The organism is Streptomyces sp. NPDC017225 (assembly GCF_044331465.1).
Lineage (GTDB): Bacteria > Actinomycetota > Actinomycetes > Streptomycetales > Streptomycetaceae > Streptomyces.
Genome location: NZ_JBIRNE010000031.1, coordinates 1 through 25,205, shown reverse-complemented (window position 1 = coordinate 25,205; position 25,205 = coordinate 1). Strand labels below are relative to the sequence as shown.

Genomic DNA, 25,205 nt, shown 5'->3' with positions numbered 1-25,205 from the left:
CGCCGCCCTCCGAAGGAGCCCATGCACCCCGATCGCGACTCCACCTGGACCGCACCCGCCGACGCCAAGGAACAGCCCCGGCAGGTGCGCCGCATCCTGAAGCTGTTCCACCCCTATCGCGGACGCCTCGTGATCGTCGGGCTGCTGGTCGGCGCCGCGTCGCTGGTGTCGGTCGCCACCCCCTTCCTGCTGAAGGAGATCCTCGACGTCGCGATTCCCGAGGGACGCACGGGCCTGCTGAGCCTGCTCGCCCTCGGCATGATCCTCGGCGCCGTCCTCACCAGCGTCTTCGGCGTCCTGCAGACGCTGATCTCCACGACCGTGGGTCAGCGCGTCATGCACGATCTGCGCACCGCCGTCTACGGCCGGCTGCAGCAGATGTCACTGGCCTTCTTCACCCGCACCCGCACCGGCGAGGTCCAGTCCCGCATCGCCAACGACATCGGCGGCATGCAGGCCACCGTCACCTCCACGGCGACCTCCCTGGTCTCCAACCTCACCAGCGTGATCGCCACGATCGCCGCCATGGTCGTCCTCGACTGGCGCCTGACCGTCGTCTCGCTCCTCCTCCTGCCGGTGTTCGTCTGGATCAGCCGCCGCGTCGGCAGGGAACGCCGGAAGATCACCACCCGGCGCCAGAAGCAGATGGCCGCGATGGCCGCCACCGTCACCGAGTCGCTCTCCGTCAGCGGCATCCTGCTCGGCCGGACCATGGGCCGCTCCGACTCGCTCACCCGTGCCTTCGCCGACGAGTCCGAGAGCCTGGTCGACCTGGAGGTGAGGTCGAACATGGCGGGCCGCTGGCGGATGGCCGTCATCACGATCGTCATGGCCGCCATGCCGGCCGTCATCTACTGGACCGCGGGCGTCGCCCTGCGACTCGGTGGCCCCGACGTCTCCCTCGGCACCATCGTGGCCTTCGTCTCGCTCCAGCAGGGCCTGTTCCGTCCGACCGTGAGCCTGCTGTCGACCGGCGTCCAGATCCAGACCTCACTCGCGCTCTTCCAGCGCATCTTCGAGTACCTCGACCTGCCGATCGACATCACCGAGCGGGAGAACCCCGTCCGCATCGACCGCGTCAAGGGCGAGGTCCGCTTCGAGGACGTCGAGTTCCGCTACGACGGCAAGGGCGGCCCGGTCCTCGACGGCATCGACATCACCGTCCCCGCGGGCAGCAGTCTCGCCGTCGTCGGCCCGACCGGCGCCGGCAAGTCCACGCTGGGCCACCTGGTGCCGCGGCTGTACGACGTGACGGGCGGCCGGGTCACCCTCGATGGCGTCGACGTGCGCGAACTCGACTTCGACACCCTCGCCCGCGCGGTCGGCGTCGTCTCCCAGGAGACGTATCTCTTCCACGCCTCGGTCGCCGAGAACCTGCGCTTCGCCAAGCCGGACGCCACCGACGAGGAACTGGAGGCGGCGGCGCGGGCGGCTCAGATCCACGACCACATCGCCGCCCTGCCGGACGGCTACGACACGGTGGTCGGCGAGCGCGGACACCGATTCTCCGGTGGCGAGAAGCAGCGCCTGGCCATCGCCCGCACCATCCTGCGCGATCCGCCCGTCCTCGTCCTCGACGAGGCGACCAGCGCCCTGGACACCCGTACCGAGGCCGCCGTGCAGGACGCCATCGACGCCCTGTCCGCCAACCGCACCACGATCACCATCGCGCACCGCCTGTCCACCGTCCGGGGCGCCGACCGGATCGTGGTCCTCGACTCCGGGCGCCTGGCCGAACAAGGCAGGCACGAGGAACTGCTGGAGCGGGACGGGCGGTACGCGGCCCTGGTCCGCAGGGACGCACGACTGGAGCCGACAAGATGACGATATGCCGGGTTTGCGTGCAGATGGGGGTTACCGTGCCCGCATGCAGACGAACACTCCGCCACGGAGAACGAGAGGCACCAGGAGAACGATTCGACTGACGCGCCGGGGGCGTATCGCCCTGATCGTGACCGGCGCCGTCGTGGCCGGTACCGCCGTGGCGGTGCCGCTGCTGATGACGGACGACGAGGGCGAGTCCCGCCCCACGACCCTGGTCATCCCGGAGGGCCGGCGCGCGGCCCAGATCTACGAGGCCGTCGACAAGACCCTCGCCCTGCCCCCCGGTACCACCAAGAAGTCCCTCGCCAAGGCCGACCTCAGGCTGCCGAACGACGCCGGGGGCAACCCCGAGGGCTATCTCTTCCCCGCGACCTATCCGCTCGGCGAGAACCCGACTCCCGAGGAGCTGCTGACGGCCATGGTCGACACGGCGAACGAGAAGTTCACCGGCGCGCCGATCGCCGCGGGCGCCGAGCGCAACGCGCTGAACGTCTACCAGGCGGTCACCATCGCCAGCATCGTGCAGGCCGAGGCCGCCACCAAGGAGGACATGGGCAAGGTCGCCCGGGTGATCTTCAACCGGCTCGAACGCGGTATGCCGCTCCAGATGGACTCCACCATCAACTACGCCCTGGGCCGCTCCACCCTCGATACGACGCCCAAGGACACGAAGATCGACAGTCCCTACAACTCGTACCAGCGCATGGGCCTGCCGCCCACCCCCATCGCGAATCCCGGCGACGAGGCGATGAGCGCCGCGATCAACCCGACCCCCGGCGACTGGCTGTACTTCGTCACGGTCAAGCCGGGTGACACCCGCTTCACCGCCGACTACGCCGAACACCAGCGCAACGTCGCCGAGTTCAACCGCGTACGGCAGAGCGCGCCGAAGGAGCCGGCCGAGGCGAAGTGACCCGGCGGGGCGTCACGCGGCGACCGGTGCCTGTTCCGCCAGCAGCCGCCTGATGTCCCGTACGGCCGCGCGTCCGGCCCGGTTGGCGCCGATGGTGCTGGCCGACGGCCCGTAGCCGACGAGATGGATCCGCGGGTCGGCGACCGCACGCGTCCCCTCGACCCGGATTCCACCGCCCGCCTCCCTCAGTCGCAGCGGCCGCAGATGGTCGATGGCGGCCCGGAACCCGGTCGCCCACAGGATGACGTCCACGGCCACGCCCTGCCCGTCCCGCCACGCCACGCCGTCGGGTGTGATCCGGTCGAACATGGGCCGGCGGTCCAGCACACCGGAGGCGAGGCCCGCCCGGACGGCGTCGTTCAAGGGCAGCCCGGTCACCGACACCACGCTCTTCGGCGGCAGCCCCTGCCGCACCCGTTCCTCCACGAGCGCCACCGCCGCCCGGCCCGCGTCCTCGTCGAAGGGCCCCTCGCGGAAGACGGGGGGACGCCTGGTCACCCACGTGGTGGCCGCCGCGTACGGGGCGATCTCCAGCAGGTGCTGCGTTCCCGAGGCGCCCCCGCCCACCACGAGTACGCGCCGCCCGGCGAACTCCTCGGGACCGGCGTACCGGGCGGTGTGCAACTGCCGTCCCCGGAAGGTCTCCTGCCCCGGGTAGCGCGGCCAGAAGGGCCGGTCCCAGGTGCCCGTCGCGTTGATCAGCGCCCGAGCCGACCAGGTGCCGGCCGGGGTCTCGACGAGCAGCCGCCCGCCCGTCCCCTCGCGCACCGCGCGGACGTCCACCGGACGCCGGACCCGCAACTCGAAGGCGCGCTCGTACGCCGCGAAGTACTCACCGACCACCTCGGCGGACGGCCGCGCCGGATCCGCCCCGGTCAGCTCCATACCCGGCAGCGCGTGCATCCCGTGCACCTTGCCGTACGTCAGCGACGGCCAGCGGAACTGCCAGGCGCCGCCGGGCCCGGGGGAGTGGTCGAGCACCACGAAGTCGCGCTCCGGCTCGAACCCGGTGCGCCGCAGCTGGTAGGCCGCGGCGAGTCCCGCCTGACCGGCACCGATGACCACGACCTCGATCTCGCGTGTCCCGACCTCGTGTGTGTTGTTCACGCTTCTACCAACGAAGCCGAGCGCCCCGATCTTCCCCGATCCGCCAGGGGACGATCACGACCGGCCCGGACGTTCCCGCGTCCGCCGTTGCCGCGTCCGGTCCGCCGCGTACGTCAGGATGGGAGACATGCCCGATGCCTTCACCACCCGAGTCCTGAATCTCGCCACCGGCTCGTCGGAGCGGGTCGCCGACATCACCGGTGACTGCGAGTCCTTCCTGCGCGAGGCGGCGGCCGGCCGCGACGGCCTCCTCAACGTCTTCGTCCCGCACGCCACCGCCGGCATCGCGATCATCGAGACCGGCGCAGGCAGCGACGACGACCTGCTGGCGGCCCTGCACACCCTGCTCCCCGCCGACGACCGCTGGCAGCACCGCCACGGCAGCCCCGGCCACGGCCGCGACCACGTCCTGCCCGCCTTCGTACCCCCGCACGCGACCCTGCCAGTGATCGACGGACGCCTGGAACTCGGCACCTGGCAGTCGGTGTGCCTGGTGGACACGAACGTCTCGAATCACGACCGTACGGTGCGCTTGTCGTTCCTCGGGTAGTACCGCGTCCGACGTCACTGTAGGAGTCACGTCCGGCCGCACCAAACGAGACGCCCGCTGGAGCGGTCATAGCCGCTCCATCCGGCAGTTCTCCCGTCAGGGCATTGCCGCAGGCGGGCCGGAGCTCACCGCGTAAGGACTGGCCTCCGCCACACCGTGCAGTCTGTCGCGTCTGGTGGAGACTGATGAGTATCCGCGGTCGCCGGCGAACTGACGTCAAGAGCGTGGTTGGCATCAGAGGTGTCGGCGCATCATTGCGATGCAATTGGCTCGAGCCGCGATTGACCGGTCTCGGGGATACGGCACGCCGAGGTTCATCCCGCAGTCGGTGGTGATCGGGGGTTGCTGCCAGGCGAGGCTCATCTGCGCGCCAGCTTCCGCTCGGGCCGTCGCTACGAGAGCTGAGTAGGGGCCCGCGACGGCTGATGCCTCGATCTGCAGCCAGGCTTGGTGGAAGGCCATCCGTGCGAGCAGGCCGCTGACCTCGTCGGTGAGCTGTTGCCGCACGGCGGGGGAGGACTCGGGCCGGCGCCGTATGCGGTACGGCATCTCCAGGTACTCCTCGACCGTGGTCAATGCTTCGGCGAAGGTCTTGGCCCGGCTTTCCCTGCGTACCGCCCGCTGAGCGAGGGTGTAGGTCAGGTAGGCACCTAGGAGAGCGATGCAGGGGACGATCAGCGCGGCTGTCTGAGTCCAGGTCCAGCCGCTGTCCGTCGTCTGTGCCGTCGTGATGACCTGCACACATCACTCCCCGGCATGCCGTGAGGGGCGTCCTCCACTACCCACTGGCCGCCTTGCTCACCGCCGGTGAGCCGCCAGTAGTGTTCGAGGAACAAGTGTGTGCGGACTATCTCGATGAGGTCCAGCAGCCCTTTCGAACTAGTCCAGCGACGTTCGTCCGGATCGAGCGGGTACCAGAGGCAGAGGGCGTCGTCAGGCGAATACCGGTGCTTCGATGCCGCTCCGTGATTGGCGTGGACGCGTGGGAAGTCCTGGGGCAACTGACCATAGGTTGGGTAGGGCGGATCCGCATAAAAGCGAATCTGGACGTTGACCGGGTCGGGTTCGCCGACGACGTCCAGCCCGGTGAGTTCGTATGTCAGCGAACCACCGCGATACGTGTGGCGGAGAGCATCACCGAAGTATCGCCGTGCGTCCCGTTCGAGCGGGGCCCACCAGACAGGCTGGGCCCCGTACCAGAGGGGCACGGTGTCACTCTCCCCAGGCTCGGGTCCGGGTCGGCGTGACAACCCCGGTGACGAGTCCGAGTCCAGAGATGGCCGGAGCGCCTGCCCGGGCAGCTTGCCCGAGGCGGTCGGCTTCCTCTTCCGTGGCGTCGGGCTTCGCCACGAGCTCCGGGAGGACTTGGTGCAGGGCGTGCTGGGCCAGGCCTGGTCGACCGTTCTTCTCGTGCTCGATGGCGAGGTCGATGTACTTCCGGGCGGTGCAGAGCCTCTTGTGGACGTCGGGGCGCGGCATGTTGAGCGGGATGGGGCCGGCTACGCCGGCCGGGTCGGGCGTCGGGCCCTTGCCGATCTCGTCCGCCGCGTAGGTAAAGAAGACCCGCAGGGCGTTGATCAGCGGCATGGGCTCATCAAGGCAGTTGAGGCTCAGGGCCTTGATGTTCCAGGAGCACATGGGTTTGCTGTGGGTGCCGTTCCAGTGCTTCAGCAGCCGGACCGTGCGGGCGAAGACGACCTTCGTCTCCTTGATGGCCTGCAGCACCATTCGGGTGTGAGTGATCGGGTCGGCCCGGTCCCACTGGGTCGCGATCTTCGTGTTCGGGATGTATAGGCCGCGTCCTGAAGGGTGCGGGATCGCGGTCATGACGTCCGCCGTGAAGTCGGCCTGGCCCGGGGTAACCGGGTCGCCAAAGCGTACGAGAACGGCGCGGCGGCGCCCTTCGACCTCGATGGTGAGCTTAGGGAACTCGTCGTCGAGGTCCTCGTGGATCGCGTCGCGGGCGATCTCCATCAGAGTCAGGGCGCTCTTCTTGCCAGGGCCGTACGGCTCGGCGTCCTTCTTGGTGAGGACGGTGCCGAGGTCGACGTCGGTCAAGGGGGTGTTGGCGTCGCCGTGCGCGACGCTGCCGTTGAAGTAGGTGGTGGAGCCGGGAAAGGCCCGCCGTACGGATGCGGCGAGCAGTGTGCGGCGGCGCTTGGCCTCGGTGAGTTCCTCGTCGGTCACCTGGATCTTGCGGCGCCCTTCGTCGAGGAGCTGCGCGAGGGATTGCTTGCGGACCATCGTTACCTCCTGGGCGGCCGGTGGATGGCCGGGACCCGGCCACCCACCGGGGCGAGACGTACTACTTCTCTCGGCGGACACCCTTGAACGGTGTGCCGCCTGTCCTCGCGTCCATGAAGCAGCCGTTCTCGCCTCGCTTCATCCACGTGCCAGTTCGGGGATTGAGGACCTGGCTTCGTCGGGAGACACTGCCGCGACGGAAGCCCTTGCCGGTGTTCGTGGCCATGTGGCCGCCACCTTTCGAGGTCGGGGCGCTAGGGCCGATTGCTAGATCGATAGGGATACCGATCTAGCAATCCGAGAGTAGAGGGTGTGGTTCGACTTTCGCAAGTGGTGCCTGATGTGTAATCTCCACGTCTGGGAGGAGACGATCGTGAGCGAGCGGATTGCAGCAGGACGGTTTGACGCGGTCGCGTTTCACACGGCCCTGGATCGCACGCGTCAGGAACGTGGCCTTCTCTGGAAGGATGTAGCTCAGCAGGCCGGTGTCAGCGCTTCGACGTTGACGAGGTTGGCTCAGGGGCGCCGGCCCGACGTGGATGGACTCGCGGCTCTCGTCACATGGGCCAATCTGAGCGCGGATGACTTCGTTCGCCGGACCGATGAGCCGCGCAGCCAGGACACGTTGACCAAGGTGGCTACGCATCTACGGGGCGACCGCAACCTCACGCCCGAGGCCGCGGAAGCCCTCGAAGCCCTGATCACTGTCGCCTACAACCAATTGGCGAACGATCAGCCGGAGTAGGGGAGCTCCCTATGTCGTTGCGTCACGGCTTCAAGGCCGAAGCCAATCGCCTGGCGGTGCAGGTGCGGGCGGAGCTGGGGCTCCATCCCACGTCGCCTCTCGCTCCGGCGCTGCTCGCGGAGCACCTGGCGATCCCGGTCGAGACTTTCAGTTCCGCGATCGCCCATGACGAACTGGTCGGCCGGCTCCTCACCACTGAGTGTGAGGCAGTCAGTGCTGTGACCGTACATGCCGGGCCGCGGCGGGCGATCTGGGTGAACGACTCCCATGATCTGGGGCGCCAAAACAGCTCGGCACACCACGAGATCGCCCACGCTCTCCTGATGCATCCGCCTGGTCCTGCGCTCGACTTCCGCGGATGCAGGCATTGGGACGGGGAGATCGAAGAAGAAGCCGACTGGCTCGCCGGCAACCTCCTCATCACCAACGAGGCGGCCTGGTCCATCGCCCGGCGCGGCACCAGCTCCGAAGAAGCAATGCTCCAGTACGGAGTCAGCAAGCCCATGCTGACTTGGCGGATGAACATGAGTGGTGCGCGTGCGCGCCGTGTCCGATCGGCCAGTTAGATCGACGCGACAAGCCAGCTGCCGGTCGTAGTATTCGCTTCTGACGCCGCGCAGGCCGACCCGGGACTGGGCTGGACGGCGATAAGTAGCCTCTTCCTCAGCGGTGAGGACCAAGTCGCGGTCACCGCCGCGTCCTTCTACCGTGGGCGCCGCTTCGGCGGCACCGGGCCAGGAATGACGTCCAGGTTCATGTGCTCCTTAAACAGGTGCACCAGGTTCGCTCCGTCCAGGAGTTCCAGTCGCCCGTGCTCGTTGGCGAACGCCTCGCTGGCCCGGCCGAACCATGAGGTCGTCACGAGGATGCCCTTGGCCGCGCGCTTGTGCTCCACCACGCCGGCGAGCGCCGAGACGGTCTCGAACGGCACCACGTTCTTGGTGCGCTTCGCCTGAATGATGCACAGCCCCTTCATGACGGGGTCCGTGTTCATCGCGACCGCGTCCACACCCTCGTCGCTCGATGGTTGAGTGTTGACGCTGTCCAAGCCGATGGCTTCGAACAACTGCCGGATGAGGTGCTCGAACTCTGTGGGTGTCAGATCCATGAGCACGGGCCGGCTGTCCAGACCCGCCACGACGTCCAGACTGTCCATGAGGCGGAACTTGGACAGGTCGAACGTGACCAGCGGCCGTACCGGCTCGAGCTCATACGGGTTCGGTGAGATGATCGACCGCAACCGTTTCAGGCAGGCCTGCGGCTCCACCTGGGTGAGCACCAGTTGACCGAATTCGTCTCGATCCGCCTGGAGAGTGATCAAGCAGGGATGAACGTCACGTCCGGTGGCCCGGTCAATGGTCGCTACGTGTCCGTTCAAGGCGACGGACTGGATGACGCCTTCGGTGTCGGATGCGAGGATCTCGTGCACGGTACGCAGAGCTGTTTGAGCGAGGATTGATGAGTACAGCTCCTTGCGCTCCTTCTCGGGCCGTGGCACCGGCGTGATCTCGTCGCGTGTCTTGACGTATCGGTATGCGCGAGCTGCTGGTACCACATCTTCCAGCGGCAGGTCGATCTCGACCAACAGGTCGCCGGTGTCGGCCTGATACGACACCTGATGTGCCTTCGGAAAACCGTGTGGGTATACGGACGCGGCCAGCACTTGGTCCACGAACCACTCGACAGCGTCCACATCCCTGTCCCTGTAGGCGGTACGACGCTGCTCGAGTTCGGCGTTCCACACCTCAACCCGGGCCGCCTCGTCCCGGTTGCGCCTGTCGTGTTGAACGCGAGCCTTCTCCAGCTTCTCGACGCGCTTCTTCTCCTCACGCGCATGGTCGCGCAGGGATCTGTCGAACCGCTTGCGGGCAGCTTCGACCTCCGCGTCGTAACCCCGTCGGCCGAACCTCAAGGCACCGAGAATGCCCCGAGGCGCTGACGGTTCGAACTCCTCCCAGCGCGGTAGGGGCGCGGCCTTGGTGCGTCCCTTCGGCGGCACGAATGGCTGGGCCACGAAATCTTGCCTCAGCCGGTCGAACGTCAACGGCCGCTGATCGAGTACTGCTGTGCGAAGCAGCTTCGACAGTTGCTCGGCATCGTGCTCAGCCACGCTGGTGCGATCGCTCGCTTCCTGAGAGCGGGCAGCCTCGTACGCGAGTTTTGCCTCGCGGGCCTTTCGCTTGGCCTCGGCCTCGGCGGCTTTCCTCGCCTTCTCCCGTTCCTTGGCCTGCCGCGCGAGTTCCCGTGCGTATGGATCGTTCCCGCCCGCCACTCTCTTCCCCCAGCTCAGTGCATGATCGTCAGTCAGGACCTTCCGTAGTATCTCTCACTGGCGGGGCGACGTCAGCGGGCGCTTGCCGTGAGTGATCTCCACGGTAGTTGGGCGACCAGAGCGGTGAAGCGCCGCCACCGCGCGCAGCGGTGACAGGGCTTGTATCTCCTTGTGCATCCTGTGACCTATGCCCGGCCAGGGCGACTGAACCTCGGATCCGGCTTGTCTTCCTCCTCGTTCGGCTCCCAGCCAGGGCGGAAGTCGGGGTGGGTGGCGTATGCCGCAGCAAGGTGGCGCAGTGGGAACGTTGTCGCAGAGAGCACGATCATGGCGGGACCGTGAACCATGAAGTCGGTGTGCTCGGCGTCTTGCTGCATCCGCTCCACGAAGCGCAGGATGCCTTGTTTGGCAGCGACGTCGGCAAGAACCCGGGCCTTCAGCCCTGTGGTGTCTTCGGCCGTGCCGGGCTCAAGAGCCTGTGCCGTGGCTTCGTCCTCGTCGATACGAGCCCGGAGGAACTTCGCCAGGTCCGCGACTTCATCACTTCTCATCGGTTGTGCCCTCTCGGTCATAGCTGAGGGGAGCATCATGCCGGACGGGTCTGACAGGGCTGCTTCTGCGACGTCTCCCCCGGGAAGACGTGGTCACCTTGAGGCGCTGTTCCATAAGTACGACGCAAGGCCCGGTGCTGCGTGCGGGGACGACAGTTCCTCGCCCTCCGTTCAGGTCAGACAGCGACGCTCGAAGCGAGAGCGGGACCTCCGTGACCCCGGACCTTTGCGGTTACGCTGGGGTTGCCTTAACGGAGGTTGGTGGAGTCGAGGGTCACCACCTTAGACAACTGCGGAGCATGCGCCGAGCGCTTAATGGCACACCCGTTCGGTGCCGTGTCGTACGCGCGGTGCTCCCCAGAGGCGGTCGCTTCTCAGATGTCGAGTAGTTGCCGGAGGGCGTCCGGGCCGAGGCGCTTGTCCGCATCGGCGACAGCCCCGTTGAAGCGGACTCCTTCGGTTCCGAGGATTTCTGCGGGGGTGTCCGTTCGGGTCTGGTCCGCCCACTGGAAGCCGTTGCTGACGCGTCCTGCTGCATTCAAGACACGCCAGGGGCTGGGACATTGGCCGCAGGTACTCAGGTGTCTTCCGACCGGAACGGCGTGGCTGCCTATCACTGCTGCCACGTCACCGTAGGTGGTCCATCGTCCGGCAGGGACTGCGGCCAGCAGGGTGTGCAGCTCCGTCCAGTCTTTGCGGGTGCCGTTGAGTTGCTTGGCCAGCCCTGAGAGGTTGAGTCCTGCCAGGGCGGCCCATTCTTCGCTGTCGACATCGCTGGGAACCTGACTGGTGTCGACGTCCCACCATGTTGTGCCCTGTATGCCGTCGGCGGTGCGGCTCGTCACGCTCGTGAAGATGTGGTTGGCCAGTCCGGTGGGGGAGTAGGACGCGCCGTCGGCATCCCAGACCAGTGGCTGGGCAGTGTTGTTGGTCCAGACTGCGGTTGCTCTGCTGATGTCCTCTTCTACCCACGCGTTGATGGCATTACGGATGGCTTCCGTTGTGCCATGGCGCGGTGTCATGAGCAGTTTGGTGCCTTCGGGCAGCAGTCCCGCGCCGACGAGTACGTGGACGGCGTTGCGTGAGCGTGCGCGTTCCTGCAGCTTCTTGGCTGCTGCCTCGCCTTCGACTCGGGCAGGTGCGAGTGTGAACTCCTCTACCTCCGGGGTCGGATAGACCTTGGTGAAGCCGGCGACGACGTGTCCCGCCACCTTCCACAGCCCCACCTGAATGAGGTCGATGTCGAGGCTCATTTCCGACAGCCAGACCACGGAGTGGGTAACCTGCTTGGGGAAGTCAGCGGCGATGATCACCTGTCGAGGGCGTTGGAGCAGCTCCGGGCTCCACTCCCCGTCCACATGATCGAGCAGGCGCTGCCTGCATGCATCGATGTCGAGGTTTTGTCCCCTGCGCGACAGGAAGTCGCGGTGCGCCTGGGTCAGGGTGCTGAGGTCGAACCGGGACACCAGGGCGGCGTAGGTGATCGCCTGGAGGTGCACGTCCCGATCAGCTGTTCCGCGCTTCAGTTCGACCACGACGAGGCGCCCTGTTGCGTCCAGTCCCAGGACGTCCAGCCGGTCGCGCGCCGGCACGCCGTCTGTGTCGGCCCATCGGTCGTACTCCGCGGTAACGACGAGCACCGACTCCCCGAGCACCTGCGGGTGGGCGATCACCCACTCCTGCAAGTGCTGCCTCTCAAGGAGGCCTTCCGCAGCCAACCCGGTGCGCGCGATCGGTGTGGCCGCCTCGCCCATGACGGTGAAGAGGTGATCCACGATGGCCTCCTGGTGCAACCGGCAGCGCGACGCTCGACGTTCAGAGCTTACGTGGGCCGAAACCGGCGGGCCGGCCTTGACACTCTTCCCGCGGCCCCGGCGCTTGCGGAACGTGCTCCACCAGCGGTTGCCGCGGCTGATCTTCCAGGCGGTCCGCTCGGTCATCGGCTCACCGGCCGCGCGGGCCTCGTCGGCCAGGAAACGGTGGCCGAACTCCGGGGCGTCGCGATGCGCGTCGAACAGGGCGTTCGCCCGGTACGCCGCGGCGAGTTCGGTGTCGGTGGCCGGTGCGGCCAGCCACCGGTAGTAGGGCTGGCGGGCCATCTTGAGTACCCAGCAAGTCACCGCCGCTGGCACCCTGTGAGGGGCAGCGGCCAGTTCGCGGACGAGCGGGTACATCATTTTGCTTGGGCACTGCAACATCCTTCCGGGTCGCCGCTCAGCAAGCCAGCTCAAGGTGTCACCTGATCATGCAACAGTCGCTTCTTTCTGTTCAGAGCGTCGGGGGGTCGCGGGCGCGGGTGGTTTCGAAGGGGCCCGGGAAGCGGGTTGGCTCCCCGATGGCTCCCAGGGATCGAACCGCCCGCACCTGCCATTGACGCCTCTCCGTACGTGGCGCGGCGATCGGGTTTAGGTCCACGAGGCTGAGGCTGATCGACACGGAGGCCGTCAGCGTCCTGGCGGAGGTGCCGGCCACGCGACTCCCTCGACCGCCGCACCGAGGAGGTCGCCCAGCCGATGCCAGGCACCCGGACCGGCGTGCGACATGGGACTTGCCGCGAACCGTTGCCAAGCAGCATCGCTGTCTCCGAGCACCTCGGACACGTAGGCCGCGACTGCGGGATGAGTGGTGTCATAGCGCGGACCACGGGCTTTGAGCGCTGACCAGGCAGGCAGCAGCCGGAGCAGCTCCGGAGGGCACTCGGGCCGGGCCAGCATGATCTCGGCCCAGCTTCTTCGCAGTTCGGGCCCACCGCCCAGGCGCCTTCGCAGGTGCAGTGTGAGGTCGAGCAGAGTCTGCTGCGGAGCGGAGTGACGGGCCAGTAGGTCGTCGAAGGTGAGGGACTTTCGGTAGGAGCGGGCGGCGAAGGAGAGCAGGGCCTCCTCGACGAGCGCGTCGTTCCCCGTGTGCCGGTCCAGGTACGCGACGAGAACGGCCTCGTCGGCGTCGGCAAGCTGTCTGAACCGGATGCCTTGTGGGCCGCCGAGCGAGGCCGTGCGTCGGCCCGGCAGGGCAGGGACGGGATCCGTGACGAGCGGCATGATGGTGGCCATCAGTTTCTCGGCCCGTTGGTTCTCTTCCCACGCGGAATGGTTGGAGGGGTAGCCGTATGCGCTGGACCGGGTAGCCAGGGACCGCCTGGTGTCCTCAACTACAAGACGCGCCCTCTGCCGCGTCTCCTCCGTGACTTCGGGGAGATGGACGAGGAGTGCGTGCAACCAGCCGAGGTCGCGCACGACCCGATAGCGCGAGGCGGGTTCCGGTTCCCAGAGGTTCAGAGCAGAAAGGCAGATGGTTGCGAACCGCGTGGCGAGGGCGGCGACGAGCTCCTGGGACGCCAGCCATTCTCGGGGCCGGCCGTAACGCCGGGCCTCTCCGGGGTTGAGGAGGAACCGCCAGGTCTGGCTTCCTGCCCGCTCCACCCAGTCGACGGCGAGGCGGCAAAGAACGGTCTGGATGGACTCGGACTGCATCTCCTCGTCGAGGAATCGTTCCACGTAGTCGCGCTCGTCCTGGGACGCGGCCGCCAACGCGTCGGCGTAGCGCTCCCGAGCCTGCGTGGGCGTCAGCCCGTCCCGGCAGGACCGGGAAATCCGGGTGACGAGAACCGCGCGCTCGAAGGACTCCAGGTTGTGTGCCGCGACTTCCTCCAACAAGGCTGGTTCTACGTGCCACGGTATGGATCCGAGCAGGTGCTCACGCACCACGCGATCGGCTGCGGGGTGCGTTGCGGACCATTCCAGCAGGCGGCGGTGATGTTCGGTCTGGACCCGTAGGACGCCGTCCCACATGCTTTCCCAGGCGTCGGATGCGGCGCGGTGACGCTCCATCCACGCGTCGACGTCTTCTTCGCCGTCAAGCTTGTCCGGCCCGAGCGGTAGGCAGTCGAGGGCTGCGACGAACACGTCCTCGTGCAGGCCGTGTTCACCAAGAACGACCTGGGCGGGCGTTGGAACCTTTAGCAGCTCGGGGGCGATGGGCAGGCGCGATGTCGACCGCCGGCGGAGCTCAGCGACGACGGCGTGGATGAGTGCTGCGCCACCCTCTCTCCGGCCAAGGGCACCGAGTCGCGCCTCAGGGCACTTCTGCAGGACCTGCGCCCTGTATGCCTCCGGGCAGGCTTGGTGCGACAGAGCGACGCGGGTCAGGTCCATGCGCTCGGACGTCGTGTGCGGGCGCGGTTCGCGACTGAGATCGCTCTTCACTGCCATGGCCAACAGCCACTCGGGCGCGGACTTTGCGAGCGGTCCTGTAAGCAGGGACATGGCCAGGCCGTCCCGATCCGTGCCCGGGGGCGCCGCGCGAATCGCCTCGACAGCCATGCGGGTAGGCGGGGAATCGTCGGACGCCCGCGCGATGACCGTACGCAGGAAGTCGTGAGGAAGAGACAGGCGTGTTTCCGCCGCGGCCATCGGACTCCAATCGTCGGCACCGCCCCGCGACGTGATCCTCTGGTCAGCGCCACCCGGGCACGGTGTCGTATCAGGTGTGAGCGTCAATGATGCCGAAAGGGACTGACAATCCAGGTGAGTTCGGCATGATACTGACGTCGCACTACACCTGGCATGACAGGTCTGCCACCAACAGATCGAGGGTGGCCTCCTCGTGGAGCGCCACGCCGAGGACGGTCATGGCGGGGGCGAGGTCCGGGTCCCAGTCTGCGTCGACCGGCTGTCCGTCGAGGGCCAGTTGAGGTATGCCTTCGGCTTGACTGCGGGCGGCCAGGCGCTCGTAGTCCGCAGTGTCCATGCGCCACGGCAGGGCTTCGTAGCGGCGGATGACCCGGTTGGCCAGAGTGATCCCCGGCCAGTCGAAGTCGCCGTGGTACACGAATTGGCAACCCGTGGCGGCGAGGGCGTCGAGAAGAGTGAAGACCACGGTGGCCGCGCTGCCGGAGGTGCACACCAAGGGCTGGATGCAGGCCGCGTCCGCCGCGGCTTCCACCACGCGCGGATTCTCACAGATGTGGATAAGAGTTCCGGCGGAGAGCTGCAGCCGGAGGCCACGCAGGTCGCGTGGTGTGACGTGAACTTCGGCGTGATGGTCGGCTCGCTCCCGCAGAGCACGCTCCCGCCAGCCCACGCCGTCGGGTCGCAGTCCGTACGTCAGCACCGTGCTGGAGACCTCGTCCGGCGTGACGGACACCAGCCGCCACAGAGCGCGTCGGCCGGCCGCGTCGTCGGGGAACTCGGTGCCGTGGGCGAGGGCGACCCCGCGTTGGACGAGGCGTGCCAGCCAGGTGCCGTCGTCAAGGCCGTGCGCGGAGCCGGTCGTCATGGCGGCGAGTTCTCCTCGACCGCGTGTGCCGTTGCGTTCAGGTCCGTCGGGTCCGAGGAGAACGGTGAGGACTTGGACCGCCTGCTGGAGTGTCCGTATCGCCGCTTCGGGCGTCACTCCTCTCGGAACACCGGAACGGCGCAGCAGGTCGTACCACTGCCGGGGCCATGCCTGGTCGGCGAGTGGGGAGGCGTCCAGTGACGAAGCAAGAGACGACCAGACCTGCTCCCGCCGTGCCGTCGCGTCCGCGCGGGCGGCACGGCGGTCGGTGAGGGGCGGGCCGAGTTCCTCCAGCGTCTGCCTTAGCCCGAGTCCGGCAGCCGACGCGCGTAGCCGTGCGTCGAGCACGGCGAGCCGTATGGTCACGGCGGCACCTGTGAGGGGTTTGCCCAGCAGGAGAGACAGGTCGTTGCGCTCCTGGGCGTTCATCGCGGTCAGTCGGAGCGAACCCGTGGCCCGTACGCCGTTGCTCTCCAGGCGTTTGCGTGCCCCCTGCCAGAGCCGGGTGAGTCCAGGTCCCGTCAGCCATTCGCGCGCCGCGGCGGGCAGCCCGCTCATACGGACACCAGACGCCGGTGCCGGCCGTTCCAGGTGTAGTGAAGGGTGGCCACCCCGCGCACGTGTGGATCACGGAGGCACTCGTATATGTGCAGGGACGGAACCTCGGGCCAGTTGCCCATGAGCCGCTCGCTGGTGAGGACGAAGTCGAGATCGAGGTCGACGAGGATACGGCCCAGCCGGCCGTGGGTGGGTTCATCGACCTTGGCGAAGGCGTCGTCCAGGAGAATCAGGCGTGGCGCATGCGGTGCCGACTCGGCGAGGCTGGTGAAATGGGCGGCTGCCGCGGCGAAGAGCACGAGGTAGGAGAGAACTCGTTGTTCGCCCTGGCTGAGACCGGTCCGGCCGGTCAGTTTCCTACGGCGGCCCGGAGCCGCGTCCTCGACCACAAAGGTGTGGAAGCGGAACCAGTCGCGGTAGTCCAGCGCGGTCCGCAGATGGGCGGCGTAACCGGCTGACGGGTCGGCACGGCGGGCGTCCTCGATTCGGCGTTGCAGCACCTCGCGCAGCTGCTCGGTCTGGTCGCGCGTCCTGAGGCTCGACGGACTGCGCAGCAGCTCGACGGCCGCGCGCACATCCGCGTCCACGTCCTCGTCCAGCTTCCACAGCAGCTCGACACCGAGGCCGTGGGAGGTGCGCACGGTCCGCAGGGTGTCGTTGAGAGCCGCGACCAGGTTCGCTGCGGTGATGACCTGTGCCGAGAGGTGGTCGCCGAGCTCACCGGTCAGGAACCGCTGGAACACTTCGCGTTCGCGCTCGGTGAGCCGTCCCCGGGCCTCCGCCGCCTGGACTGCGATCCGCTCGCCCACGGCCGCGACGTCATGGGACCCATGGTCGTCGACCAGACGGCACACCTTGATCCCGTCTCGCTCCTCCAGCTGCGCGTCGAATCCGCCGGCCAGTTGGTCACGCAGATCGGTGTGGCGGTTGAGCAGGGTGCTGTCCGACACCTCGCCCTTCGGGCGGCCGAGGGCTTGCTCCACGGCGTCGGCGAGGGCCCGCAGCGCTCGCAGACGGCTGCGCACGTCCGCGGCGGGATCGTCCGACACGTACTCGGGCAGCGAGGACCGGTCGAGGCCGGCGCCGAGCACCACCTCCGGCCGGCCGAGAGCAGCGCGAAGAGCGCTGCCGGTGTCGATGACCATCGTTTCCTGGTCCGCCAGGGTCCCGCGCAAGCGCTTCTCGTCCTCTTCCGCGCGCACGCGGAGGTCGTGGAGGTCGTCGCGGGCTCGTTGCGCCCCGGGCAGGACGCGGACGGCGTGTGCGATGCGCTGTTTGGCCTCCTGCTCGCGAGAGAGGATCTCCTCCTCGGACGACCCGATGGCTTCCTCGCGGGTGCGCAGGTCCTGCTCAGCGGTGCGCAGTCCGGCGAGGTGGAGCCGGTAGCTCTCGTCCGCGGCCAGGCGATCCTCTTGGGCGCGTCCGTACCGGTCGGCATCGGCCTGGTTAGTACCGAGCCGCTCGCCCGTGCCGCTGACGGCCCTGCGCAGATGCCCGATGCCGCTGAGCAGGCCAGCCAGTGCGGTGCGCACACGGTCCAGGGAGGCGGGGTCGCCGGGCAGGTCGTGGGCGGAGGCGGTGGCCTCCGCCCTGGTCCGCGCCGATACCGCGAGAGCGCGTGCCTCCTCAGCCAACCGCGCCGCTCGGGTCGCCTTGGCGGTCAGGTCGCGCAGGGTCCGCTCGGCTGATTCACTCCTGCTCCATGCGTCAGCGAGATTCCGTGCTTTTGGGAAGTCCCGTTCCGCGAGCGTGAGAGCCCGGCGCATGGTATCGGCTGCGGCGAGCTCTTCGCGGACCTCGGCCAGCCGCTGTTCCGTATGCGCGATCCTCTCCTCCAAGTCGGCGAGGATGCGTCGCCGATTCTCGGCGCGTACGGCGGCCCCCACGTACTCGGTGGCGCCCTTGTCATGACGACCGCTGAGTACGCCCAGACGCCAACTGCCGTCGTAGAAGGCCGCGTTGTGCGCGGAGGTCTCCTGTGCCGATGCGAGTGCGATGGTGGCCAGGAGACTCCCCACCTGCTCGGAGGTGACGCCGCAATCCGGTTCAGGGGCTGGGCGCAGGGCCGAGGCGAGAGTCGGTCCGTCGGATAGCACGGGACCCGGCTGGAGAAGGGTGTCCTGGGTGCGTAGATTGAGAAGGACGCCGTCCGCACTCACCCACGCGTCCAGGATTCCGCTCGCCTCCAGCGCCCCTTCCAGACCGGCTCGGTCGGCCGGAGCCAGGTCGTCCGCGAAGTCCACGAGCCGGTAGAAAGGGGCTCCACTGCCCGGCGTCCTCGCGGCGGCGCGATGGTGCGGGGCCGGTGGCTCGGGGTCGGTACGTTGCTCCCAGTCCCGCTTCTGCTCCGCCAGGCGGTCGAGCTCCTCGCCGAGTCGGCTGACGCCGAGTACCAGGGCGTCGCGGCGCTCGGTGAGTTTCTCGCCGTACGGCTCCAACGCGGCCTGAGCGGTCAGCCACGCCTGGCTGTCGATAGCGGGCGGCAGCGTGCGGTCCGCGAACGGCGCATCGGTAGAAGTCTCGAGGCCGACGACGGCGTGGACGGCGCCAAGCGACGGGCAGTCGGCACCCAGCGCATTCCGCGTGCGTGCCGCCCACTCAGCGACTTGACGGGAGTAGGCGCCGCTCTCCTCAGTGACCTTCTCACGGCTGCCGTCGAGATGGCCGGCGGCGTCTTCTGCTTCGCCTTCCAGCCGTTCTCGCTCGGCATCAGCCTGGGTTGCCCCGGCCCGGGCTTCGTCCGCCAGTGAGATGAGGTGTGTCACCTCCTGAACCATCCGGGCCCGGTTCCTCGCGACCGACTCGGCGTTTTCCAACTGGTTCTGCCAGGACTGCAGCCCTTCCTGCGCCGTGACCGTGTCCACTCGGGCCACCGACCGGTGCCGTACGGTGCGCGTCTCCCCGTCCGGAGTCGTCAGCCCGGTCTCGGTGGCCTGGGCGAGAACCGTGCGCGGCAGAGCCACCGCCTCGCCGAGGTGGCCGGTAGGAAGCCCGGCCTTCTCCGCCTGCGTCAGCAACTCCCGGTGTTCGGTTCCCAGCTCGGCCAGCCGACTTCCGAGGTGTTCGACACCTTCGGCCAGCCGCTCCGCCGAGCCCTCCTCCGCGTCGTGTGCGTTCCGCAGGGTGGTGAACGCGGCCACGGCAGCAGTGTGCAGTGCCTCCACCGTGCCGCGACGCTCCGACAGTTCGCGCAGGCTGCGGTAGGCGTGACTGGCGTGCAGGGCGGCCAGGTCGGTCCGGGCAGCCTGTTCCTCCTCGCGCAGGGTCTCCAACCGGCCCTCCGAATCCTTCTCCTGCGTCCTCAGGTCGCTCGTCCGCTGTGCGGCGTCTCCGGCCGCCCGGCGCCGCTGAGCGAGGACGCCCAGCTCGTGGCTCACTTTCTGGGCGGAGGTGCGCAGGACCCCGGCCAGGTAGCTGCGGTAACTGGTGAGGAACGTGCGCAAGGCCGCGTCGGTGCGTTCCAGGCGGCCGAGTTCGTCCCGTACGGCGTCGAGGTCGTGGAGGTTGCGCGCCACCTTCTCGACCACGTCCTCGTCGAGCCCCGGCAGGGTCTCGCTCAGCAGGGAGACCAGGCCCCCGTGTTCGATCCGGTCGCCGACCGTCGGGCGCCGCAGCCGATGGAGGAGCTGCGTGAGGTTGCGGTAGCGCGTCGCGTCGGTGATGCCGAACAGTTCCCGGGCCACTCGTGAACGGTGCTGGACCGCACGGTCGGTCGTGTTGTCGGAGCCGACGATCTCCTTGAGCCGGTCGACCGGCAGCGGCTTACCGGCCTCGACCAAATGCAGGTCCTCACCGATCCGCAGCGGGGTGACGAAGAACGTTGGCACCGCCTTCTGCGTCGACTTCGAAGCGCGGATGGCGGCACCCAGCGTCAGGTGGCGGTGACCGCCGTCGTCGGCCGTGCCCCGGAACTCCACCCACAGATACCCGAGACGGTTGGTCTGCTCGAACCCGTCCAGCATCAGCCAGGCGAGCGTGGTCCGGCCGGTGCCTGTCGCGTCCAGTGCCCGGGAGTCGCCGTCCAGAAGATACGGAAGCAGCATCTCCAGGGCCTTGGACTTGCCCGCGCCGTTCTTGCCGCGCAGCAGCAGCCGTCCGTCGCCGAAGGAGAACTCCTGCTCGTCGTACTGCCAGACGTTCTGGATGCCTGCCCGGTGCAGCCGGAAGCGCGCGCCGGTGGTCGTCACGGGGCCGAAGCGCGGCAGCGGAACGAGGCCACGCGCGTCGGTGGTCATAGCGGCAACTCCTTCTGAACGTCCGTGCCTTTGCCGACTGCGGTGGCCGGGCGCACCATGACTTGGGTGGCGTAGCGAGCCGCTGCAGCCAGCAGCACCCAGCCGTCGCCGCCGGGCCGTGCGCCATGGACATCGGTCACCGTGCGTCCTTCCGATGCCTCTTCGACGTACCCCTCCGGCAGTCCTTCGCCCTCGGCGCGCAGTCGGCCCGCGCGGGCCATCAGCCGCATGCGGACCAGCAAGTCCAGTACGGCCTCTCGCAGGGAGGGAAGGTCTTCCAGGTAGCCGCGTTGCCAGTTGCTGCGCTGCCCGTACTCGGTAATGAGCTCGGCGAGCACCTCGTCCACCAGGCCGTCCGGGACGGCCACCCCGATGATGAGTGTCCCGCCGGTCGCCGGATGCCCCGGTTCCTGCGGCCGAAGGCGTTCCACGAGCCGTTCCGCCAGCAGCAGCGCGGCCTGTGCGACGGTCCCCGTGCCCGGCAGGTGCAGATCCGTGAGTTTTTCCTCGGGGTCCACCAGCGCCACGCCCTCGGCACGGATCTCCATCTCCAGACCGAGGAGTTCGGAGAAAGCCTGGGCCTCCCGGCGCTGCCGGGTGCGCAGCCAGTCACGCTCGGCGTCCGTGAGCTCGTCGAGGTGGACGACGGGTGTCTCGACGAGCATCCGGCGCACGTAGGTGCGTGGTCCGCCGAAGCCCGGGTCCGCTGCCCGCCGGACCAGGTCGGCGCCGTTCCGAGCCTGGGAGAGCGGGCCGGCGACGACCACGCGTGCCAGCTCCCGGTCTACCGTGATCAGGGCTTCGCCGCCCGCCTCCTGCACAAGTGCGGCCACATGGCCCTCGGTCTCGATGAGCACGCCCCAGTCGACGAGCTGACGCAGAGCCGCGACCAGGGTCCGCTTCCCGGCCGCTCGGCCCGTCTCCGCCAACTCGATTCCGGCGTCGGCTGCGGCAGCCCTGATATCGGCGACCAGGTGTGAAAGGAGCATCTGCTCGGGCGCAGTCACCAGCACGGACAGGGCGAGCGCGAGACAGGCGTACGTCTGTGGGGTGAACGGGGTGCCGGTGGAGCGCTCCAGCCGATGACCCGAACCCGTCCCCAGCCCCGCCTTTAACAGGCGGGCGTAGGAGCTGTCGACCAGCAGGCGGTAGCCGAGCACCTGCTGGAACCGTTTGCCCAGCCAGTCGGCGTGCCTGCGGATCAGCGGGAAGAGGTCGGCGTGGGGGCCGTCCGAAGCGATCAGCGGGTGGGCGAGCAGCAGCCGGGCGGCGGTGCGGCGCTCGGCTGCCAGGGCTACATCGTGAGTCGAGGGGAGGGTCATGAAACGCTCGCCTCCGCTTCGCCGCCGACCGCGGCGGAGGTGCGACCGATGTCCAGCTCCAGGTCGTCCAGCAGCAGGTCGCCCTCGGCCGAGTACAGAACCGTTCGCGCGCCCGCCGTCCGGCGCACGGTGAGGCAGATACGCAGTTCGGCGTCTTCACTACTGGCCGAGTCGAGGTCGAACACCGCCGTCCTCTCCCCGTCCGTGCTGACGGGCCTGCTGAGCTGTGCGTTTCCGAGCGCTGTGGCCAGTAGCTCCAAGAGCAGGCCGAGCGCCGCTGACGTGAGGCGTACCTCAGCGAACCGGCCGGACACGCTGCGCAGTTCGTCCGCCGCCGCTGCCCTGGCCGCTGCCCGCTGCCGTGCGGCCTCCCGCAGCAGCTGCTTCTGCGCGGAGTGGTCCTCCACCGCGGAGGCCCGGCCCCGCTGGGCGCGGCTGCCTCTTTCACGCAGGGCCACCGGTACCTCGACCACCGGACCGGTCCACCAGCTCGTGTAGGCGGGCACCACCTCGTCGGTGGCCGGAGGTATGCCCAGATGGCGGGCGCCGTACAGCCCGAACGCGGCCACGGCGATGTCGTGTGCGTCCTGCGGCGCCGCTTCGTCGAACCAGCGGGCCAGCCGCAGTAGATCCTTGCGCCGGGACATCTCCCCGGTGGCCGACCGCAGCATCCGCTTGGCGTTGGCGAGCAGCGACTGCAACGCGCGCAGAGTGGCATCGCGTAACTGGTCGACCTGGCTGCCCTGGCCGTCGGTGTTGCTGAACCAGCCGCGCAGGCCCTCCCAGTCCGCGAATTCGCGGCCCCGGCTGCGCTGGATCCGGACGTCCGGTCGGCTTTCGCCCTGCGCCTGCGTCGAGAGCCCGGTGAGCCCCTGGGCGTGGGAGTCCAGCCGGCCCAGCAGAGCCGGGATGTGTGGCCACAGGGCGTCCAACGCCGCCGAGATCCGGGGTGCGCGGAACGCCACGTCCTCCGTGATTGCCTCAACGTAGTCCAGGAGCAGCTCCTTGAAGCCCTGGTACTCGGCGCTGTCCAGGTCGTAGCGGGACAGCACCTGGCCGAGGTAGGCGTAGAAGTCGCGTATGGAGTCCGCGAACTCGGTGAACTGCACGAACAGCGTGCTGATCCGCTCCAGTCCGTCCTGCGGCTCGACGCCGCCCGGCGCGGTCACGAGGTCGGCCAGCTCCCGTAGTCCGCGCTCGACCAGGGCCAGCAGTTCGTTGCTGACCTCGCGGGCGGCGTCGGCCTCGGTCAGCACCCCGTCGGCGTCCCGCTGGATACGTTCGCCCAGTTTCGACAGCTGGTAGCGCGAGCGGGAACGCTGGTACTCGCTGATGCTGGACGCGTTCACCGTGTGGCTGCTGCGTAGCAGGTTTCCCCAGGCCACCAGCTGTTCCAGCCGGACTGTGAGGGTGTCGGCGTCGAGCCCCGCGGCGAAAGTTCCGGCCTGGCGCAGTTTCACCATGATGTCCGGTACGGCGAGATCCGCCAGCAGCGTTCCGCAGAAGACCCGCATGATCGCGACGTGCTCCAGCCGCTCGGGCGCGCTGAGGTACGTGTACGCGTTTAGCCGCCGCCGTGCCTCCTCATCGGAGTCCTGGCCCGGACCGGATTCTGATGCCCCCATGCCGGTGAGGTTACGCGGAGCAGCCGGGCGCCGTCGTTGAGTGGCCGAAAATGCCGCGGACGTGTGCCAGGCTTGATTGTTGCGAAGTCCGGCTGCATCAACTGGACGTGACGGGCAACCCGTCCCCGGCCAGCTCTCTCACGAGCGGGTAGATCCCTTTCCCGGCAGATGCGCTTGCGATAGATACGCCGCAGTCCCCCGCAGGATCTCGTTCTCCTGCTCCAGCAGTTTGATCCGCCGCCGTGCTTCCTGAAGTTCCGTATTCTCCTGACCGGCCGTTCCGGGCTTGGTCCCGTCGTCGATGTCCGTCCGACGCATCCACTTCCACAGCGTCATCGGGTGGACTCCAAAGGCAGTGGACACCCGTTCGACCATCAGGCCCGCGCCGCGGTTTCTTCCGACCCGCACGACGTCTTGGCGGAACTCCTCCGGATGAGGCTTGGACACAGCCAAATCCGTCCCACCCACCCCATAAGGCACACCAGTTCAGATGTCACCCGATTCGTGTGGCAGACCCGCTGAATATCTGCTTACGAAGCGCAGGGTATGCGCTACCCTGCGGGCAGGAATGGAGCCTGGGACGGTACCTGGGCCACCTCCGATCGTCTTGAGGTACGGAGCGTCGGAAAGCACCCTCGCCACCACCTCCTACCCACTTCCTGCGCACCTGTTCTGTCCGGCCGTCGTGTGCCGGACGGCCGAAAGGCGTTCCGTGACCATCTACTCTCAGCACGCCACCCGTGGAAAGACTCAGATCCTGGCGACCTACGAGGGTCCGGACGGCGTTGTATCCAAGACCGTGACGAGTCTTGCCGAGCCTCGCCTCGGGGGCCCGGTCGTCGACGCCCTCAATCGAATTTCCGCCTTCGCCACCGTCCCTGTCAGCATCCACGACCGCCGGGAACGGCGTGTGGGCTATTACCCGCGTACGCAGCTTGCCGCGCTGACAGACCCTGCCGCCCGCACCGCTCTTCTCCATGGTTCCCACAGTCTGTGGTTCGAGTACGTCTGCCTACGGCTTCACCAGGCGCTCGTCGACCTGGAAAGTGCCATGGCGGCTCTCCCCGACACGGTCAGCAGAGCGATCCGGGCCGAACTGGAGGCAGAGAAGCACGGGTTGCAGGCAGGATTCGCGGACTTCTCGGGAACTTCCTCGGAGGAGGATCCGGGGGCCGAGCGCTGCTGGGAATTCGGCCACCCCTTCGTGAAGTACGACGACGGGCTGGACACGCTGAGCGACGAGACGCGCGAGCAGCTCGACCGACGCGAGTCGGGATTCACCTCGGAGGAACGGGAGAAGGCGGTCGCTGCCCTCCGGGTGCTGGTCACCGCGCACGCCCAGGGCGGCGACGTGGGGGCTTCACTCGACGACCCCAGCTGTCGCCTCTTCGTGGAGCCGTACGACTCCGACGGCTTCTACCTGACGATCGAAGCGCCGGAGTCAGGCGACGACGAGACTTCGTGGGAGATCGAGGTCGGCCGATGGGTGCCGGACGATCCCGAGGAGGAGCCCGGGAACCACACCAGCGCGACAGGCCACGACATGGTCGACTGTGCCCTTCCGGTCGCGCCGACCGCCGAGGAGATCGCTCATCTGCTGAATTCCGTGGACGAGAAGCCGCTGCTGCTCGCCGAGTGGGCTGAGACGCCCGTGGGAGCGGTACTCGCAGGGACAGCGATGGTGGTGACCGAACGCTACGACTCGTAATCCGGGTCGGCAAGGAAACCGTGACGCCGGCGTGATGGGCTGGGAATGGCCCGCCACCGCCTGCTGAGCGGATGCTTCAGCCGTGGTGGTCACCCCGCGAGGTGACGGCCGCGGCTGGCCCGGCGTGCGTTGCCATCCGGATGGGCTGGGGTTGTCCTGGCGAAGTTTGGTGGAGTCGAGGGCTAGTAGGGCTCCGTTAGGTCTGTCTCGATCTTGATGTCGTGTGCGGTCTGCTGGGCAGGGGGCGGTGGCAGGTGGTGCAGGTGCCGGTCCAGCA

Annotated in this window: 18 protein-coding genes; 6 read left to right on the top strand and 12 right to left on the bottom strand. The window is 68.2% G+C overall.

The features are described from left to right. The first annotated feature begins 21 nt into the window (after window positions 1-21). Both ACH4NX_RS36060 and mltG read left to right on the top strand, forming a co-directional pair. Window positions 22-1,824 (top strand): ABC transporter ATP-binding protein, encoded by a 1,803-nt coding sequence (locus ACH4NX_RS36060; RefSeq protein ID WP_351393066.1) that lies wholly within the window; start codon window positions 22-24, stop codon window positions 1,822-1,824. A 43-nt stretch (window positions 1,825-1,867) separates the two neighbouring features. Next, window positions 1,868-2,737 (top strand): endolytic transglycosylase MltG, encoded by an 870-nt coding sequence (mltG, locus tag ACH4NX_RS36055; RefSeq protein WP_351393069.1) that lies wholly within the window; start codon window positions 1,868-1,870, stop codon window positions 2,735-2,737. Between the two features lie 12 nt (window positions 2,738-2,749). On the opposite strand, the gene ACH4NX_RS36050 is transcribed toward mltG, so the two are convergent. Further along, window positions 2,750-3,844 carry an NAD(P)-binding domain-containing protein gene (locus ACH4NX_RS36050; protein WP_398130143.1) on the bottom strand — a complete coding sequence of 365 codons (1,095 nt, stop codon included), beginning with the start codon at window positions 3,842-3,844 and terminating at the stop codon, window positions 2,750-2,752. Between the two features lie 127 nt (window positions 3,845-3,971). On the opposite strand from ACH4NX_RS36050, the gene ACH4NX_RS36045 reads away from it, so the two are divergent. Then, complete coding sequence (locus tag ACH4NX_RS36045) at window positions 3,972-4,394, top strand: secondary thiamine-phosphate synthase enzyme YjbQ (protein ID WP_398130142.1); 423 nt, start codon at window positions 3,972-3,974, stop codon at window positions 4,392-4,394. Between the two features lie 234 nt (window positions 4,395-4,628). Here the strand turns inward: ACH4NX_RS36045 and ACH4NX_RS36040 are convergent, their stop codons facing one another. Continuing rightward, a complete protein-coding gene (locus tag ACH4NX_RS36040) occupies window positions 4,629-5,135 on the bottom strand; it encodes a hypothetical protein (protein WP_279563156.1) in 507 nt (168 codons plus the stop codon). Between the two features lie 471 nt (window positions 5,136-5,606). After that, complete coding sequence (locus ACH4NX_RS36035) at window positions 5,607-6,638, bottom strand: hypothetical protein (RefSeq protein ID WP_279563155.1); 1,032 nt, start codon at window positions 6,636-6,638, stop codon at window positions 5,607-5,609. 373 nt (window positions 6,639-7,011) lie between these two features. Between ACH4NX_RS36035 and ACH4NX_RS36030 the strand changes: the two genes are divergently transcribed. Further along, window positions 7,012-7,383, top strand: coding sequence for a helix-turn-helix domain-containing protein (locus ACH4NX_RS36030; RefSeq protein WP_279563154.1), 372 nt, complete (start codon window positions 7,012-7,014; stop codon window positions 7,381-7,383). An 11-nt stretch (window positions 7,384-7,394) separates the two neighbouring features. Next, window positions 7,395-7,949, top strand: a complete 555-nt coding sequence (locus ACH4NX_RS36025) for an ImmA/IrrE family metallo-endopeptidase (protein WP_398130141.1) — start codon at window positions 7,395-7,397, stop codon at window positions 7,947-7,949. A 137-nt stretch (window positions 7,950-8,086) separates the two neighbouring features. On the opposite strand, the gene ACH4NX_RS36020 is transcribed toward ACH4NX_RS36025, so the two are convergent. From ACH4NX_RS36020 to ACH4NX_RS35980, 9 genes are all read right to left on the bottom strand, one after another. Beyond that, window positions 8,087-9,655: a restriction endonuclease gene (locus ACH4NX_RS36020; RefSeq protein ID WP_398130140.1), complete on the bottom strand. Its 1,569-nt coding sequence runs from the start codon at window positions 9,653-9,655 to the stop codon at window positions 8,087-8,089. Between the two features lie 185 nt (window positions 9,656-9,840). After that, the gene (locus ACH4NX_RS36015; RefSeq protein ID WP_279563151.1) at window positions 9,841-10,227 is read right to left on the bottom strand and encodes a DUF6221 family protein; all 387 of its coding nucleotides are present in this window, start codon (window positions 10,225-10,227) and stop codon (window positions 9,841-9,843) included. Between the two features lie 353 nt (window positions 10,228-10,580). Beyond that, complete coding sequence (locus ACH4NX_RS36010; RefSeq protein WP_279563150.1) at window positions 10,581-12,305, bottom strand: MGMT family protein; 1,725 nt, start codon at window positions 12,303-12,305, stop codon at window positions 10,581-10,583. Between the two features lie 345 nt (window positions 12,306-12,650). Continuing rightward, window positions 12,651-14,615: a hypothetical protein gene (locus ACH4NX_RS36005; RefSeq protein WP_383525053.1), complete on the bottom strand. Its 1,965-nt coding sequence runs from the start codon at window positions 14,613-14,615 to the stop codon at window positions 12,651-12,653. Between the two features lie 142 nt (window positions 14,616-14,757). After that, window positions 14,758-16,038 carry a TIGR02679 family protein gene (locus tag ACH4NX_RS36000; protein ID WP_279563148.1) on the bottom strand — a complete coding sequence of 427 codons (1,281 nt, stop codon included), beginning with the start codon at window positions 16,036-16,038 and terminating at the stop codon, window positions 14,758-14,760. Next, window positions 16,035-20,273 (bottom strand): TIGR02680 family protein, encoded by a 4,239-nt coding sequence (locus tag ACH4NX_RS35995; RefSeq protein ID WP_398130139.1) that lies wholly within the window; start codon window positions 20,271-20,273, stop codon window positions 16,035-16,037. Before ACH4NX_RS35995 ends, ACH4NX_RS36000 begins: the two co-directional genes overlap by 4 nt. Beyond that, the gene (locus ACH4NX_RS35990) at window positions 20,270-21,595 is read right to left on the bottom strand and encodes a TIGR02678 family protein (protein WP_398130138.1); all 1,326 of its coding nucleotides are present in this window, start codon (window positions 21,593-21,595) and stop codon (window positions 20,270-20,272) included. Before ACH4NX_RS35990 ends, ACH4NX_RS35995 begins: the two co-directional genes overlap by 4 nt. Continuing rightward, on the bottom strand, window positions 21,592-23,220 hold the full coding sequence (locus tag ACH4NX_RS35985) for a TIGR02677 family protein (RefSeq protein WP_383525047.1): 1,629 nt from the start codon (window positions 23,218-23,220) through the stop codon (window positions 21,592-21,594). Before ACH4NX_RS35985 ends, ACH4NX_RS35990 begins: the two co-directional genes overlap by 4 nt. A gap of 138 nt (window positions 23,221-23,358) precedes the next feature. After that, window positions 23,359-23,667, bottom strand: a complete 309-nt coding sequence (locus tag ACH4NX_RS35980) for a transposase (RefSeq protein ID WP_398130137.1) — start codon at window positions 23,665-23,667, stop codon at window positions 23,359-23,361. A gap of 265 nt (window positions 23,668-23,932) precedes the next feature. Here ACH4NX_RS35980 and ACH4NX_RS35975 point away from each other — a divergent pair, with 265 nt between their 5' ends. Further along, entirely contained in the window at window positions 23,933-24,928 is a 996-nt protein-coding gene (locus ACH4NX_RS35975) for a hypothetical protein (RefSeq protein ID WP_279563143.1), read from the top strand. Window positions 24,929-25,205: the final 277 nt, after the last annotated feature.

Coding starts and splice junctions, on each gene's coding strand:
- ACH4NX_RS36060 (WP_351393066.1), top strand. CDS start 22: ATGCACCCCGATCGCGACTCCACCTGGACCGCACCCGCCGACGCCAAG.
- mltG (WP_351393069.1), top strand. CDS start 1,868: ATGCAGACGAACACTCCGCCACGGAGAACGAGAGGCACCAGGAGAACG.
- ACH4NX_RS36045 (WP_398130142.1), top strand. CDS start 3,972: ATGCCCGATGCCTTCACCACCCGAGTCCTGAATCTCGCCACCGGCTCG.
- ACH4NX_RS36035 (WP_279563155.1), bottom strand. CDS start 6,638: ATGGTCCGCAAGCAATCCCTCGCGCAGCTCCTCGACGAAGGGCGCCGC.
- ACH4NX_RS36025 (WP_398130141.1), top strand. CDS start 7,395: ATGTCGTTGCGTCACGGCTTCAAGGCCGAAGCCAATCGCCTGGCGGTG.
- ACH4NX_RS36015 (WP_279563151.1), bottom strand. CDS start 10,227: ATGACCGAGAGGGCACAACCGATGAGAAGTGATGAAGTCGCGGACCTG.
- ACH4NX_RS36010 (WP_279563150.1), bottom strand. CDS start 12,305: ATGGCCCGCCAGCCCTACTACCGGTGGCTGGCCGCACCGGCCACCGAC.
- ACH4NX_RS36005 (WP_383525053.1), bottom strand. CDS start 14,615: ATGGCCGCGGCGGAAACACGCCTGTCTCTTCCTCACGACTTCCTGCGT.
- ACH4NX_RS36000 (WP_279563148.1), bottom strand. CDS start 16,038: ATGAGCGGGCTGCCCGCCGCGGCGCGCGAATGGCTGACGGGACCTGGA.
- ACH4NX_RS35995 (WP_398130139.1), bottom strand. CDS start 20,273: ATGACCACCGACGCGCGTGGCCTCGTTCCGCTGCCGCGCTTCGGCCCC.
- ACH4NX_RS35990 (WP_398130138.1), bottom strand. CDS start 21,595: ATGACCCTCCCCTCGACTCACGATGTAGCCCTGGCAGCCGAGCGCCGC.
- ACH4NX_RS35985 (WP_383525047.1), bottom strand. CDS start 23,220: ATGGGGGCATCAGAATCCGGTCCGGGCCAGGACTCCGATGAGGAGGCA.